This window comes from Stutzerimonas sp. (assembly GCF_982611455.1).
This window is the reverse complement of record NZ_CEXBBO010000008.1, coordinates 113,178-126,714: the sequence shown is the minus strand read 5'-3', so window position 1 is coordinate 126,714 and position 13,537 is coordinate 113,178. Positions and strand designations below refer to the sequence as shown.

At 61.3% G+C, this 13,537-nt stretch carries 14 protein-coding genes; 5 read left to right on the top strand and 9 right to left on the bottom strand.

Annotated features, from left to right (window positions below):
* On the top strand, positions 1-1,332 hold the full coding sequence (locus AC2LD7_RS07445) for a DUF58 domain-containing protein (RefSeq protein WP_484597117.1): 1,332 nt from the start codon (positions 1-3) through the stop codon (positions 1,330-1,332).
* 79 nt (positions 1,333-1,411) lie between these two features.
* Here the strand turns inward: AC2LD7_RS07445 and AC2LD7_RS07440 are convergent, their stop codons facing one another.
* From AC2LD7_RS07440 to AC2LD7_RS07430, 3 genes are read right to left on the bottom strand one after another with little or no spacing between them, the layout of a single operon-like run.
* Entirely contained in the window at positions 1,412-1,846 is a 435-nt protein-coding gene (locus AC2LD7_RS07440; protein ID WP_484597116.1) for a PilZ domain-containing protein, read from the bottom strand.
* Between the two features lie 50 nt (positions 1,847-1,896).
* Positions 1,897-2,325 (bottom strand): DUF4124 domain-containing protein, encoded by a 429-nt coding sequence (locus AC2LD7_RS07435; protein WP_484597115.1) that lies wholly within the window; start codon positions 2,323-2,325, stop codon positions 1,897-1,899.
* A 38-nt stretch (positions 2,326-2,363) separates the two neighbouring features.
* Entirely contained in the window at positions 2,364-2,741 is a 378-nt protein-coding gene (locus AC2LD7_RS07430; RefSeq protein WP_484597114.1) for a tetratricopeptide repeat protein, read from the bottom strand.
* Between the two features lie 177 nt (positions 2,742-2,918).
* On the opposite strand from AC2LD7_RS07430, the gene pyk reads away from it, so the two are divergent.
* Entirely contained in the window at positions 2,919-4,370 is a 1,452-nt protein-coding gene (gene pyk / locus AC2LD7_RS07425) for a pyruvate kinase (RefSeq protein WP_484597113.1), read from the top strand.
* A 118-nt stretch (positions 4,371-4,488) separates the two neighbouring features.
* Here the strand turns inward: pyk and AC2LD7_RS07420 are convergent, their stop codons facing one another.
* Complete coding sequence (locus AC2LD7_RS07420; protein WP_484597112.1) at positions 4,489-5,424, bottom strand: iron-sulfur-binding ferredoxin reductase; 936 nt, start codon at positions 5,422-5,424, stop codon at positions 4,489-4,491.
* Complete coding sequence (locus AC2LD7_RS07415) at positions 5,417-6,547, bottom strand: GGDEF domain-containing protein (RefSeq protein WP_484597111.1); 1,131 nt, start codon at positions 6,545-6,547, stop codon at positions 5,417-5,419. The genes AC2LD7_RS07420 and AC2LD7_RS07415 overlap by 8 nt, the downstream gene beginning before the upstream one ends.
* Before the next feature lie 298 nt (positions 6,548-6,845).
* Between AC2LD7_RS07415 and AC2LD7_RS07410 the strand changes: the two genes are divergently transcribed.
* A complete protein-coding gene (locus AC2LD7_RS07410; protein WP_484597110.1) occupies positions 6,846-8,369 on the top strand; it encodes a fumarate hydratase in 1,524 nt (507 codons plus the stop codon).
* A gap of 211 nt (positions 8,370-8,580) precedes the next feature.
* Here the strand turns inward: AC2LD7_RS07410 and AC2LD7_RS07405 are convergent, their stop codons facing one another.
* From AC2LD7_RS07405 to AC2LD7_RS07390, 4 genes are all read right to left on the bottom strand, one after another.
* Positions 8,581-8,796 carry a VF530 family protein gene (locus AC2LD7_RS07405; protein ID WP_484597109.1) on the bottom strand — a complete coding sequence of 72 codons (216 nt, stop codon included), beginning with the start codon at positions 8,794-8,796 and terminating at the stop codon, positions 8,581-8,583.
* A gap of 82 nt (positions 8,797-8,878) precedes the next feature.
* Positions 8,879-9,460 carry a DJ-1/PfpI family protein gene (locus tag AC2LD7_RS07400; RefSeq protein WP_484597108.1) on the bottom strand — a complete coding sequence of 194 codons (582 nt, stop codon included), beginning with the start codon at positions 9,458-9,460 and terminating at the stop codon, positions 8,879-8,881.
* 51 nt (positions 9,461-9,511) lie between these two features.
* On the bottom strand, positions 9,512-10,672 hold the full coding sequence (locus AC2LD7_RS07395; protein WP_484597149.1) for a phospholipase D-like domain-containing protein: 1,161 nt from the start codon (positions 10,670-10,672) through the stop codon (positions 9,512-9,514).
* A 234-nt stretch (positions 10,673-10,906) separates the two neighbouring features.
* Positions 10,907-11,797 (bottom strand): acyl-CoA dehydrogenase middle domain-containing protein, encoded by an 891-nt coding sequence (locus tag AC2LD7_RS07390; RefSeq protein ID WP_484597107.1) that lies wholly within the window; start codon positions 11,795-11,797, stop codon positions 10,907-10,909.
* A gap of 193 nt (positions 11,798-11,990) precedes the next feature.
* Between AC2LD7_RS07390 and olsB the strand changes: the two genes are divergently transcribed.
* Entirely contained in the window at positions 11,991-12,737 is a 747-nt protein-coding gene (olsB, locus tag AC2LD7_RS07385; RefSeq protein WP_484597106.1) for an L-ornithine N(alpha)-acyltransferase, read from the top strand.
* On the top strand, positions 12,737-13,504 hold the full coding sequence (locus AC2LD7_RS07380) for a lysophospholipid acyltransferase family protein (protein WP_484597105.1): 768 nt from the start codon (positions 12,737-12,739) through the stop codon (positions 13,502-13,504). Before olsB ends, AC2LD7_RS07380 begins: the two co-directional genes overlap by 1 nt.
* The last annotated feature ends 33 nt before the right edge of the window (positions 13,505-13,537 follow it).

Genomic DNA, 13,537 nt, shown 5'->3' with positions numbered 1-13,537 from the left:
ATGAATCCATCACGACGGCTGATCTACGCGCTGGTTGCTTTGCTCGGCCTAGCACTACCGCTGGGGATATCGCCTGCGCTCGACGTCGCCCTGCCCGAAGCAATGCACACGGCCTGGTGGGGATTGCTGCTGTGCCTGGGCCTGCTGTCGGCATTCGACGCGTTGTCCCTGCACCGCCTGCCCTCACCAGATCTGCGACGCGACCTCACCGGCAATCTGGCGCTGGGCCGCTGGCATGACGTGCAGCTTCAGGTTCGACATTCACTGAACCGGCCCTTGCGCCTGGAAATCTTCGACCATGCGCCTGCAGGTATGGAGCTCGAGCACCTGCCCCGTTCGTTGATCATTACACCAGGCCAGCACTGCGATTTCACCTACCGAGTGCGCGCGGAGCGCCGTGGCGATTTCCGATTCAATCAATGCGAGATCCGCCTGCACAGCCCGCTGGGGCTGTGGCGCGAGCGCCGCCTGCTGCCGCTGGAATCGCAAACACGCGTCTATCCGGACTTCACTCGCCTGCACGGCGCGCCGCTGATGGCCGTCGACAGCTGGTTGAGCCGCCTGGGTGTGCGTCAGCAGCCCCGCCGCGGGTTGGGCCTGGATTTTCACCAACTGCGCGAATTCCGCGAAGGCGACACCCTGCGACAGATCGACTGGAAGGCCACGGCGCGCAAGCGCATGCCCATCGCTCGTGAGTATCAGGATGACCGTGATCAGCAGATCCTGCTGATGCTCGATTGCGGCCGGCGGATGCGTAGCAAGGATGGCGCGCTCTCGCATTTCGACCATGCACTCAACGCAAGCCTGCTGCTGGGTTATGTCGCCTTGCGCCAGGGCGATGCGCTGGGACTCTACACGTTCGCCACCGAACAACGCCGCTTCTTCGCGCCTGCCAAAGGCCAGGTACAGCTGAACGCATTGCTTAACGGCGTCTATGACCTGGTCAATACCCAGCAGCCGGCCGACTTCGCGCTGGCTACGAGCGATGTTCTGGCGCTGCAGAAACGTCGGGCACTGGTGATCGTCCTGAGCAACCTGCGCGACGAGGACGACGCGGATCTGCTCAGCGCGGTCCGTCGCCTCTCGCGCCGACATCGAGTATTGGTGGTGAGCTTGCGCGAGCAGGTGCTCGATGATCTGCGCCAGCAACCGGTGAGCAGTTTCCAGAATGCGCTGGCCTACTGCGGCACTCTGGACTACCTGAACGCGCGCAGCAGCCTGCATGAGCGGCTGCTGGCTCACGGCGTGCCGGTACTCGATGCGCGGCCGCACGAACTCGGGCCGGCGTTGATCAGCCGCTATCTAACCTGGAAGAAAGCTGGCGTGCTATAGCGGAAGCGGACCGGCGTCGTAGCGAGGCATATAAGCGCGACTGAGCGGGGCCGAATAAGTTTTTCCGATGCCGGGCCGCTCAGGTTCCGTGGCAACGATCCTGGTCGGTGGCCTTACTGGATGTCGCATCGGCGCCTAACAGACGAGCAGGTGGAAAATGCAGCGTGGGGCGGAAGCTGAAGTAGTGATGCAGCGCGTCGATCATGTCCCTGATCTCGCTGGGTGGCGAGATCAGGACGAAGCCCGAATCGAAGCTGCCAGGTGTGACATCTTCACGCGACCAGCGACAGATCGCGCTGAAATCGATGTACCGCAACTGGCCGTGCTGGCCAGGTATCTTCAAGCGCATATCGAAGCGCGCATCCGTCATCATCGGGTAAGGACTGATAAGCATCAGGCCCGATTCTGACAAGTTGCCGATGAAGCCCAAGGGCTTCTCAGTGAAGCGGTTGAACACGTTGAGGTAGTACGGCAACTGGTGCCGCTCGATGCTGCGTTGATTGAGCATGTTCATCGGTTCCGGGCCTGCCGCCAAGTTTGGTCGCTGCCGCCGTTACCGGCGGCTCAGCTGCAGTTTTGACTGATACGACTGGCCAACTGCCGCCGCGCCGCCCCTATTTCTTCATCACTGTAGTAGACCCGCTCACCCTTTGCATCGGCACGAAAGTAGCGCCCGCCACGGGAAAGGCGCGACAGCTCCTCACGCAACTGACGGCACTCCTGATCGCGCCGCGCATACCGCTCGCTGGCGGCCTGATCGGCTGCCAGCTGCTCTTGCCGGCGAGCCTCGAAGAACCGTTCGGTCCGCGCTTCACGCTCGCGGGTCGCTTCGTCTCGCTCGACGATTTGCGGCCTGACTTCGACCTGCTCGGCGCCGGGACGCGATCGTTCATCGAAATGTACATTTCCCTGCGGATCGACCCAACGGTAAATCTCGGCAGTCGCCAACGGCGAAAACAACAAGGCGACAAACACGATCGTTACAACGCGCATGGGTTCCTTCCCGGCCGGTCACTGATACCAGCTTCGCTTCACGGTTTGACGGCGTGGATGACCAGCCGCTCCTCCGGCTGATAGTGCCCCAACTGGCGCAACGTCTCCAGCCTGGCGCGACCACGAAAGGCATATTCGCTGGCCGGATAACGAGCCTGAATGAAGCGATAGGTTTCTACCGCATCGACAAACAATCCCTGCCTCTCAAGACATTGACCACGCAGCAGCGAGATTTCCGGCTGAACATTGTCGCGCGGGCGGCTGCGGCGTTCAGCCTGGGAGAGTTCTAGCATCACCTTGTCGCAATCGCCGCTTTCGTATTGCCTGTAAGCATCGTCAAGATGCCGATCGAGTGCGTTTCTGCTGCTGCAGCCTACGCTGAGGGTTGCCAGAAAAAGAATGAAAAGGGTGCGCATGGGTAAATCCTCCGATGCTGGCTTATCGACCACGGCGAAAAAAACTGCAGCCCTGTTCAACGGCCGAACCGGCGCCTTCTAAATGCGCGCGGCCCGTCCAAAGAGTAGTGCACCCCAACGATGACTACAGCCGCACGGCATAGTAGCCTCCTGACCATTCTGAAAAAGGAGCATTGAATGATCTCGCGCCGTACCAAAATCGTCGCCACCCTGGGCCCGGCTAGCAGTTCACCGGAAGTGCTGGAAAAAATGATCGTGGCCGGACTCGATGTCGCGCGCCTGAACTTCTCCCACGGCACTCCGGACGAGCACCGCGCCCGGGCCCAACTGGTACGGGACATCGCCGCGCGACATGGCCGCTTCGTCGCGCTGCTCGGCGATCTTCAAGGACCGAAGATCCGCATCGCCAAGTTCACCAACAAGCGCATCGAGCTAGCCGAAGGCGACAGCTTCCGCTTCTCTGTCACCCATCCACGCGATGCAGGCACCCAGGACGTGGTGGGCATCGATTACCCGGATCTGGTCAAGGATTGCAGCGTTGGCGATGAGCTGCTGCTCGACGATGGCCGCGTGGTCATGCGCGTCGACAGTACGACTGCCGATGAGCTGCACTGCACCGTGCTGATCGGCGGCCCACTGTCGGACAACAAAGGTATCAACCGTCGCGGAGGCGGTCTGACCGCGCCAGCGCTGACCGCCAAGGACAAAGCTGACATCAAGCTGGCCGCCGAAATGGACCTGGACTATCTCGCCGTTTCCTTCCCGCGCGATGCCGCCGACATGGAGCTCGCCCGCCGTCTGCGCGACGAAGCCGGCTCCAGCGCCTGGCTGATCGCCAAGATCGAGCGCGCTGAAGCGGTAGCCGATGACGAAGCGCTTGATGGTTTGATTCGCGCCAGCGACGGTGTGATGGTCGCGCGTGGCGATCTTGGTGTGGAAATCGGCGATGCCGAACTGGTAGGCATCCAGAAAAAGATCATTCTCCACGCGCGCCGCAACAATAAAGTGGTGATCACCGCGACCCAGATGATGGAGTCGATGATCCAGAATCCGATGCCGACCCGCGCCGAGGTGTCCGATGTAGCCAACGCCGTTCTGGACTACACCGATGCGGTCATGCTCTCGGCCGAAAGTGCCGCTGGCGAATACCCGATCGAGGCGATCAAAGCGATGGCACGCGTCTGCGTCGGCGCCGAAAAACACCCGACCAGCATCAAGTCCGGCCACCGCCTCGGCCAGCGGTTCGAACGCAGCGACGAGAGCACCGCGCTGGCAGCGATGTATACCGCCAACCATTTCCCAGGCATCAAGGCAATCATCAGCCTGACCGAAAGCGGCTATACCCCGCTGATCATGTCGCGTATCCGCTCGTCAGTGCCGATCTTCGCGTATTCACCTCACCGCGAAACCCAGGCGCGTGTCGCCATGTTCCGCGGCGTGCAAACCGTTCCGTTCGATCCGGCTGCGCTACCCGCCGACAAGGTCAGCCAGGCGGCCGTAGACGAGTTGCTCAAGCGCAACATCGTGAACGTCGGCGACTGGGTGATCCTGACCAAAGGCGACACCTACCACGGCACCGGTGGCACCAATACCATGAAGATCCTGCGTGTGGGTGATTCGCTGAGCTGATGTCGCGAGCCGGAAGGCATCGGCCAGCTTTTGGCTGATGCCTTCCAGGAGCCGCTCCCATTCAATATGAGCTGACCCTGTCTAACAGCCCCTCATCCAGCATCTGCTACATCCGCTATCAGACCTGCCGCATGACGAAGGTATCGCTGAGTACCTGTCCTCTTGGTATGCCTGCCAGAAACATTCGCTTGGCACAGTCTTCGACGAAAGCGCTCCCACCGCAAATCAACGCAATTTCTTGACGCGACGTCGCGCGAATGGTCTGCAGACGGCTTTGCGTCTGCCTTCCATCGATCAATTCGAAGCTTAGATTGCCATGCAACCTGGCAAGCTCTCCGAGCGGGTCTCGCAAGTAGGACTGCCCCCGACAGAAGTGCAGCAGCCGAATCGGCCCGACGTGCCCCTGACGCAGGGCTTCACGCAAGATACCCCAGAGCGGCGCAAGCCCAGTCCCCGCAGCCAGCAGCAATAGCGGACGTGTCTGCCATTCCGACTCGTAGCGCAGAGCACCTCCATGCAGTGGGCCAAGGCGCAAACTGTCGCCAACAATCAACTCACGTGCGCCATCGCAGAACGCACCGGGCTGACGACAATCGAGGTGGAACTCGAGCCAGGAATCCTCGCCCGGAAGGCTCGCCATAGAATAAGGCCGGGCGACGCCACTGACGCTCCACAGCAGCACATGTTGTCCGGCGCGATAGCGCAACGGTCGCTCGGGCGTCAGCCGTAGTCGCAGCACCTGGTCGCCGAGCCATTCGAGCCCGTCGACTCGCGCCGCCAATCCCTCTCGCGCCGGATCGAATACCGCCACGCTGAGGTCTTCGGCCACGCAGCATTGACAGGCGAGCCTCCAACCTTGCAGACGCCTGCTGGCATCGAGCGCATCGGGGCGGGCGTCCAGCGGTTCACCTTGCAGACAGCGCACCATGCAGGCATGGCAACTGCCTGCGCGGCAGCTATAAGGCACGTTCAGGCCCGCGGCGTTGAGCGCATCGAGCAGATTGCTATCCTCGGCCACGGTCCAGGTTCGCGAGCCGCAGGTAAGTTCAGGCATCGACGGTCGTCCAGCTTGCCTCGCAGCAGTTGCGGCCGTTGTCTTTCGCCCGATACAGCGCTTCGTCGGCCCGTTGCAGGGACTCGTCGAGATCATCGCCGGCGTTGAGCAGCGTCAGTCCTACCGACAGACTGAGATGCCCCGCCTGCAGATGAACGTCCAGCGGCTGGGCAGTGGCGAAGGCTTCACGCAAGCGCTCGCAACAGGCACTGAACTGCTCGGCATCGGTGTGCGGCAACAGCAGGACGAACTCTTCGCCCCCGTAACGGGCGAGGATATCGCCATCGCGCAGGCAAGAGCGCGCCACCGAGGCAAAGGTCTGCAGCACCCGATCACCCATGGCATGTCCGTGAAGGTCATTGATCCGTTTGAAATGGTCCAGGTCGATCAACGCCAGACCGGATTGATGTCCAACGCGCAATCGACTCAACTCCGCTTCGGCTCGCCGGAGGAAATGCCGACGGTTATACAGTCCGGTCAGCTCGTCGGTGGAGGCCAAATCCTCCAGTTGCCGCATCATCCCTCGTAGCGTCTCTTGGTGCGCCTGCAGGGCGAAACGGCGTTGCCGCATGCGTTGGCGCAGCTTGTAGACATAGCCGACGAACAGGCACATCCAGATTAGCGTTACCAGCAGCACGCTGGCCTGCAGCAGCGCAACCTGAGGGTCGTCCAGACGATTGAGCTGCAGATCGAGTAGCGACATGCCGACGAAGCTAAAGAGCGCCAGCACGGCGTAGCGGATAAAGACTTTCGGTGGAAGGAATACCGCAAACATCAGCACCAGCACGTAAAGCACTAACAACGAGCCGCGATGATCACCGAAGTGGAACAGGAAGAAAGTCAGCCAGACCAATGCAACCAACACCTGTGGCTCCGTCAGGCTAGGGTCGCGAAAGCGCAGGTTGTGGCCTCGGTAGAAAATCCAGAAGAACACCAACTGGCTGGCCAGAATCATCACCGAGCCGGCTACCGCCGTGTCTATCGGTGCTTGGTAGAAGCCACCAACAACGGAAATCCAGGTTAAAAGCAGAGCGAGACCATAAGTTCCAGCGGCCATGCCAAACCGCTTGGTTACCAATTGCTGAAGCGCCTGCTGTTCGCTCTCGTCACGAAATGCGCGCATGGAATCCATCCCATAGTGGCAATTCGACATACTTTACGCTGGCCAGTCGAAAAAGCCTACACGCTGTACTGGCAGAGCCAGGGCGAAATGCGGGCAGTCCCGATTGCGACCGTTTTGTCGCCTCCTGCCAGCTCATATTCGATAGCTTCGCCATGCCAGTTCCGATGTGCATCCCTTCACCTTGAGTCCGTCTGTGTACCCGTCCGGTCGGCGGGTTATACTGCTACGCCTTTTTATCCCGCGCGTGTCGGTATCGCTCCTCGACACGCCCCGTCGCCCCGCCAAGAGGACGCGCTGCATGACCGTGATCAAGCAAGACGACCTGATTCAAAGCGTTGCAGACGCTTTGCAGTTCATTTCCTACTACCATCCCGTCGACTTCATTCAGGCGATGCACGAAGCCTATCTGCGTGAAGAATCGTCGGCCGCGCGCGACTCCATGGCGCAGATTCTGATCAATTCGCGGATGTGCGCCACCGGCCATCGGCCAATCTGCCAGGACACCGGCATCGTCACCGTATTCGTGCGCGTGGGTATGGACGTGCGCTGGGATGGCGCCACCATGGGCCTGGACGACATGATCAACGAGGGCGTTCGCCGCGCCTACAATCTGCCGGAAAACGTTCTGCGTGCTTCGATCCTCGCGGACCCAGCTGGTTCCCGGAAGAACACCAAAGACAACACCCCAGCAGTGATTCACTACTCCATCGTCCCTGGCGACAAGGTCGAAGTGGATGTTGCAGCCAAGGGCGGCGGTTCCGAGAACAAATCGAAGATGGCCATGCTTAACCCGTCCGACTCCATCGTCGACTGGGTGCTCAAGACCGTGCCGACCATGGGCGCCGGCTGGTGCCCGCCGGGCATGCTCGGCATCGGCATCGGCGGCACCGCCGAAAAAGCCGCGGTGATGGCCAAGGAAGTGTTGATGGAATCCATCGATATCCACGAGCTCAAGGCCCGAGGCCCGCAGAACCGCATCGAAGAGATGCGTCTGGAGCTGTTCGAGAAGGTCAACCAACTGGGCATCGGTGCACAGGGCCTGGGCGGCCTGACGACTGTGCTCGATGTGAAGATCATGGACTACCCGACCCACGCCGCCTCGCTGCCGGTGTGCATGATTCCCAACTGCGCCGCCACCCGCCACGCCCATTTCGTGCTCGATGGCTCTGGTCCAGCCGAACTGACACCGCCGCCACTTGATGCCTACCCGGAAATCGTCTGGGAAGCCGGCCCGAGCGCGCGCCGTGTCAACCTCGACACCATCACGCCGGAAGAAGTACAGAGCTGGAAGCCGGGCGAAACCGTGCTGCTCAACGGCAAGATGCTCACCGGCCGCGACGCTGCGCACAAGCGCATGGTCGACATGCTGAACAAGGGTGAAGAACTGCCGGTGGACCTCAAGGGCCGCTTCATCTATTACGTCGGCCCAGTCGATCCAGTCGGCGATGAAGTGGTTGGCCCGGCAGGCCCGACCACCGCGACGCGCATGGACAAATTCACTCGCCAGATTCTGGAAAGCACCGGCCTGCTGGGCATGATCGGCAAGTCCGAGCGCGGCCCGACCGCAATAGAGGCGATCAAGGACAACAAGGCCGTATACCTGATGGCCGTTGGCGGCGCCGCCTATCTGGTTGCTCAGGCGATCAAGAAGTCCAAGGTGCTGGCCTTTGCCGAAATGGGCATGGAAGCGATCTACGAGTTCGAAGTGAAAGACATGCCGGTCACTGTCGCGGTGGACACCAACGGCGAATCGGTACACATCACCGGCCCGGCGATCTGGCAGAAGAAGATCGCCGAGAACCTGGCGGTCGAAGTGCAATAGGCAGAGCCCCAAAATGCCGGTTAATGCCGGCTCAGTGATGACGAACCCCGCGATTTCGCGGGGTTTCGTTTTTGGGGGCATGGCGTTTTTTAGCGACCTACCCTGGAAGACTCCATGAGTATCGGCGGGTCCCCCTGGAAGAACTTCGCCGCGAGGCGCGCCTCCCACCGAAACGGGACGGTGCAGACCTCGCAGCAACGCAACGTCACTATCAGGCTCGCTGCAGTTGAATGAACAGCGCCTCGATTTTCACCCGCGCCCACGGTGTCTTGCGCAGGAAGGTCAGGCTCGACTTGATGCTGGGGTCGCTCTTGAAGCAGCGAATATCGACCCGCTCGGCCAGGCCATCCCAACCATAGTGCGCCTGCAGCGCAACCAAAATGGATTCCAGCGTCATGCCGTGCAGCGGATCTTTCGGTTGAGTCATCACGGTCTCGGCATTGAGCAGCAATGCTGCGGATTGAAACGAAAAGGCCCGCCAGAGCGGGCTTCGTAAGCGGAGCCGTATATTACAGGCTGATACGCGTACCGAGCAGCTCTAGAAACGCCGCCAGCCAGGCGGGATGCGCCGGCCACGCCGGGGCGGTGACCAGGTTGCCTTGGGTATGCGCCTGATCGACCGGGATGTCGACGAACTCGCCACCCGCCAGCTTCACCTCCGGCGCGCAGGCCGGATAAGCGCTGCAGGCGCGTCCTTTGAGCACATCGGCAGCGGCGAGCAGCTGCGCCCCATGGCAAACGGCCGCGATGGGCTTTTGCGCTTCGTTGAAGGCGCGCACCAGGCTCAGCACCTTGTCGTTTAGTCGCAAATATTCCGGCGAACGTCCGCCAGGCACCACCAGCGCGTCATAGTCTTCGGCGCGCACTGCGTCGAAATCGAAGTTAAGCGCAAAGTTGTGGCCAGGCTTCTCGCTATAGGTCTGATCCCCTTCGAAATCATGAATCGCGGTACGCACCGTATCGCCTGCCTTTTTGTCCGGGCAGACGGCATGCACCGTGTGACCGACCATTTGCAGCGCCTGAAACGGCACCATGGTTTCGTAATCTTCGACGTAATCGCCGACCAGCATCAGAATCTTCTTCGCAGCCATCGAAACGTTCTCCAGTCAGGTGGTCATTTACGGCTAGTTCAGCGAAGCCGATCAGCCGCTTCGGTTGAAAATGTTGATCGTCAGTCGATCGAGCAGACCCCACATGCGCTGATAGATACGCTGGAGCAGTGGACGCGAGTGCCACTGCTGCAGATCGACTTCGAGACTGTGAGAAAAGTCATGCTCGAAGCTCTTCGCCACCGAGGCACTGAGCTGCGTGTCGATCGCTTCCAGATTGGCTTCCAGATTCCAGCGCAAGTTCCAGTGATCGAAATTACATGAGCCGACGCTTACCCAGTCATCGACCAGCACCATTTTCAGATGCAGGAAGTGTGGCTGATATTCGTGAATCCGCACGCCAGCGCGCAGCAGACGCGGGTAATAGCGCTGCCCCGCGTAGCGAATCGAGGGATGATCGGTATTGCGGCTGGTAAGCAACAGTTGCACATCGACGCCGCGTCTCGCGGCGCGCATCAGCTCACGCCTAACGCGGCCGGTGGGCAGGAAATAAGGCGTCGCCAGCCAGATGCGCTGCTGCGCGCGCTGTAGGTTTCTCAACAAACTATGAAGGATGTCGCGGTGCTGACGCGCGGCCGAATAGGCGACCCGCCCCATTCCATCACCGGCCTGGGGGTTGGCTGGAATCTTCGGCAGCCGCTGCGGCAACGGTAGTTGCCAGATGCGGCGTTTCAGGCACAGCGCCCATTGCGTGTCGAACAGACGGCGCCAGTCCTCCATCAATGGGCCGGTGATTTCAACCATCACCTCGTGCCAATGCTCTTCCGGCTTGTCAGGATTCCAGAACTCGTCGGTCGCCCCGGTACCGCCAACGAAGCAGCAGGCGTCGTCGATCAGGATCAGCTTGCGGTGGTCGCGGTGCAAGTTGCGAAACTTCAGTCGCAACTTCAGCGGGTTGTACTGACGTAGATCGGCGCCCGCATCGGACAGCCGCTGCCGCGCCTTCTGCCCCAACTTCAGGCACCCGAAACCATCGAGCAAGCAGCGCACCCGCACACCGCGTTCTGCCGCAGCCACCAGCGCATCGATCAGGCGATCGGCGCATAGACCGTCTTCCACCAGATAGAGCTCGACGTCTACCCGCCGCTCGGCCGCATCGATGCGCTGCAGAATGTGCGGAAAAAACTGTGGGCCATCGATCAGCAACCGAAAGCGGCTACCGTCGCGCCAGGGAAATACCTCCCCGGCGAGCATCACCATAGACGCCTCCGGGCGGGCGAAGCGGCGCTCTGCACGAGGGTATCGATACAGCTGATAGACATTGGATTCCTTGTCCGTGTGAATGCTCAGGGGTTTCGCCGGCAGCGGAAGTCACCAAATGCAGAGAACCGGCCAGTGTCGTTGCGACACGCTTGTTATAGGTCCGTACAGCGACTCAGAGTTCCCATGCCGATCGCCTTTGCGTTGCGCTCAACCAGAGCGCGCTTCTCATTTGGGCGTCAGAGAAAAGACGGCGGCAGCCTGGGCTAGCCGCTTGGCCTGCGCGCTGCGTGCCAGCTGCAATATGCCGCGGTCACGCTGCCACAAGCGCCACCATTGTTCCGGCCCGTTCATCAGCGCAGCATCCAGTTCTGTTGCCGTGGCCTCGAACTGTGCGTTCAGTGAAGCCAGCAACAGGTGCGTGGCAGGTTCAGTTGGAGGCAGCCGCGACACTTCGGCCGCACCGGCCAGTATGCCCAGCAGTAAAAGTTGCAGCCGTTGCGGCCAACCGCATTCCAGGCCGACGCCGTGGAGCCAGCTGACAAGCGCCACCAGCACGTGCAAGTCCTCGAAGGTGCGGAAGGGTTTGACGTAGTCGTCCCAGCCATCTCCAGCCAGACGTCGACAAGGGGCGCGCTCCAGGCGCAGACGGCCGTGTGGAATATCCGGCACCAGCGGCAACCGTGGCCCTTCTTCGATGAACACGCCACGCTCACCACAGCCGACTATGCAGAGGCTCAACCGGGGCCGATCACCCGGAGTCTCGTCGCGAGCCGGTACCAACAGCCATGCCGCGGCCGAGCCGGCAGTGACGAAGTCCTTGCTGCCGGTCAATGACAGCTCGTCCAAGCGGGTCTGCATGTCGGCCGGACGCAGCTTGCGGTTCTCGGTGGCGCACAGCGCGCCAAGGCCACCGGGCGCAGCGGGCCAGAGCCGGCGCAGCGCGGCCTGATAGCCAGCCAGAAAAGCCAGCCCGGGCGTCGCTGCCAGGCGCCCGCCAAGTATCGCCAGCTCAACAGTGCCGTCCGTGCCACGCGACTGTAACTCGGCGAACCAGTCGTCCAGCGCAGTTGGCTGGGGTAGGCGTTGCAGCGGACCAAGCAGCTCCTGCCAGGGCATAGACCAATCTCCTGCAAATTTTGAGCGGTTACGGCGAAAGCAACGGCCGTCATCCAAGCATCACCGATCCGTAACAGTGGTGACACCGCCTCTGCCTAGCCTGAGCCGGCATCACTGATTGACGGAACGCCAACCATAACAATCACGCGCTCCGAATGCATTGCCACTGCCAAGGCTGACCAGGAGACAGAGCATGACCACCATCGCTTTCCCTCGCACCAAGCGGCGCCTGCAGGCAGGGCGCCTGCACGGACCAGTTGCACTGCACGAAGCCCAGACCTTGCGGTACCGGGTATTCAGCAGCGAATTCGGCGCCCTGCTGCAAGGTGCAGAAGCTGGGTTGGACCACGATGACTTCGACGCTCACTGCAGCCATATCGGCGTACGTGATCTCGACAGTGGGGAGTTGGTCGCCACGACGCGCCTGCTCGATAACCAGACGGCAGATCGTTTGGGACGCTTCTACAGCGAAAACGAGTTCAACCTGCAAGGCCTGACGGAGCTGGACGCGCCAATCCTGGAAATCGGTCGTACCTGCGTTCATCCGGCCTACCGCAACGGGGCGACCATCGCCGTGCTCTGGGGCGAGCTGGCCGAGGTGCTGAACCAGGGCGGTTATCGCTATCTGATGGGTTGCGCGAGCATATCCATGCGCGATGGTGGTATCCAGGCGCAGGCGATCATGCAGCGGCTGCGCGAACATTATTTATGCACCGAACTGCTGCATGCCAGACCGAAGAATCCGCTGCCCTCGCTGGAGCTGCCAGACAATGTCATCGCAGAAATACCGGCGCTGCTCAAAGCCTACATGCGACTTGGGGCGAAGATCTGCGGCGAGCCCTGCTGGGACCCGGATTTTCAGGTGGCCGACGTGTTTATTCTGCTCAAGCGAGACGAACTGTGCCCGCGCTATGCAAGGCACTTCAAGGCTGCGGTTTGATGAGCAGGCGGCGGTTTTATATGCGGATCGCGCGACTGAGCGTGGTGATTGCCGTCGGCCTGCTGTTCGCGAGCGGGCTGAAACTCCAGGCGTTGCTCGGGCTCAAGCCTTCACCCGCCTCACGTCAGCGGCTCTGTTGCTGGTTTCTCGCGCGGCTGGCCGCGGCCCTGCCGTACGAGGTTCGACTGACCGGCAATCGTCCTGATCAGCCAATGCTGTGGCTCGCCAACCATCTTTCCTGGACTGACATTCCGCTGCTCGGGATGCTGCAGCCGATGACCTTTCTGGCGAAATCCGAGGTGCGGCAGTGGCCGCTGTTCGGCTGGCTCGCCGCCGAAGCGGGGACTCGATTCATTCGGCGTGGCGGCGGCGACAGCGGCTCGCTCACTCAGCAACTAGTCGCCGAGCTGCAGCAGGGCCGCAACTTGCTGATCTTCCCAGAAGGCACCACGACGAATGGTGCCGCGCTACGCACCTTTCATTCGAGGCTGCTGGCTTGCGCGATCGAAACAGGCACGCCAATTCAGCCGGTGGCGATCCGCTATTTGCGCGAGGGCCATGCCGATCCCATCGCGCCGTTCATTGGCGACGACGATCTGCTTTCGCATCTGTTCAGATTGTTGGCAACGGATGTCGCTGTGGTGGAAATCCAGCTACTGCAGCCAATCGAAAGCCGAGACATGGATCGAAACCGACTCGCCCGCCTTTGCCACAGCGCCATTGCCGAAGCGCTATATGGTCCGCCAAGGTGCGCGGCCGCGGCCTGATGCAAGCTGAACGCAAGGAAGCGCTGCTAGACT

Excerpts from the sequence above, each read along its gene's own strand:
- AC2LD7_RS07400 (WP_484597108.1), bottom strand. The coding sequence starts at position 9,460 with ATGGCTGCGAAGAAGATTCTGATGCTGGTCGGCGATTACGTCGAAGAT.
- AC2LD7_RS07440 (WP_484597116.1), bottom strand. The coding sequence starts at position 1,846 with ATGAACATGCTCAATCAACGCAGCATCGAGCGGCACCAGTTGCCGTAC.
- AC2LD7_RS07410 (WP_484597110.1), top strand. The coding sequence starts at position 6,846 with ATGACCGTGATCAAGCAAGACGACCTGATTCAAAGCGTTGCAGACGCT.
- olsB (WP_484597106.1), top strand. The coding sequence starts at position 11,991 with ATGACCACCATCGCTTTCCCTCGCACCAAGCGGCGCCTGCAGGCAGGG.
- AC2LD7_RS07395 (WP_484597149.1), bottom strand. The coding sequence starts at position 10,672 with ATGCTCGCCGGGGAGGTATTTCCCTGGCGCGACGGTAGCCGCTTTCGG.
- AC2LD7_RS07430 (WP_484597114.1), bottom strand. The coding sequence starts at position 2,741 with ATGCGCACCCTTTTCATTCTTTTTCTGGCAACCCTCAGCGTAGGCTGC.
- AC2LD7_RS07405 (WP_484597109.1), bottom strand. The coding sequence starts at position 8,796 with ATGACTCAACCGAAAGATCCGCTGCACGGCATGACGCTGGAATCCATT.
- AC2LD7_RS07415 (WP_484597111.1), bottom strand. The coding sequence starts at position 6,547 with ATGCGCGCATTTCGTGACGAGAGCGAACAGCAGGCGCTTCAGCAATTG.
- AC2LD7_RS07380 (WP_484597105.1), top strand. The coding sequence starts at position 12,737 with ATGAGCAGGCGGCGGTTTTATATGCGGATCGCGCGACTGAGCGTGGTG.
- AC2LD7_RS07435 (WP_484597115.1), bottom strand. The coding sequence starts at position 2,325 with ATGCGCGTTGTAACGATCGTGTTTGTCGCCTTGTTGTTTTCGCCGTTG.
- AC2LD7_RS07420 (WP_484597112.1), bottom strand. The coding sequence starts at position 5,424 with ATGCCTGAACTTACCTGCGGCTCGCGAACCTGGACCGTGGCCGAGGAT.
- AC2LD7_RS07390 (WP_484597107.1), bottom strand. The coding sequence starts at position 11,797 with ATGCCCTGGCAGGAGCTGCTTGGTCCGCTGCAACGCCTACCCCAGCCA.
- AC2LD7_RS07445 (WP_484597117.1), top strand. The coding sequence starts at position 1 with ATGAATCCATCACGACGGCTGATCTACGCGCTGGTTGCTTTGCTCGGC.
- pyk (WP_484597113.1), top strand. The coding sequence starts at position 2,919 with ATGATCTCGCGCCGTACCAAAATCGTCGCCACCCTGGGCCCGGCTAGC.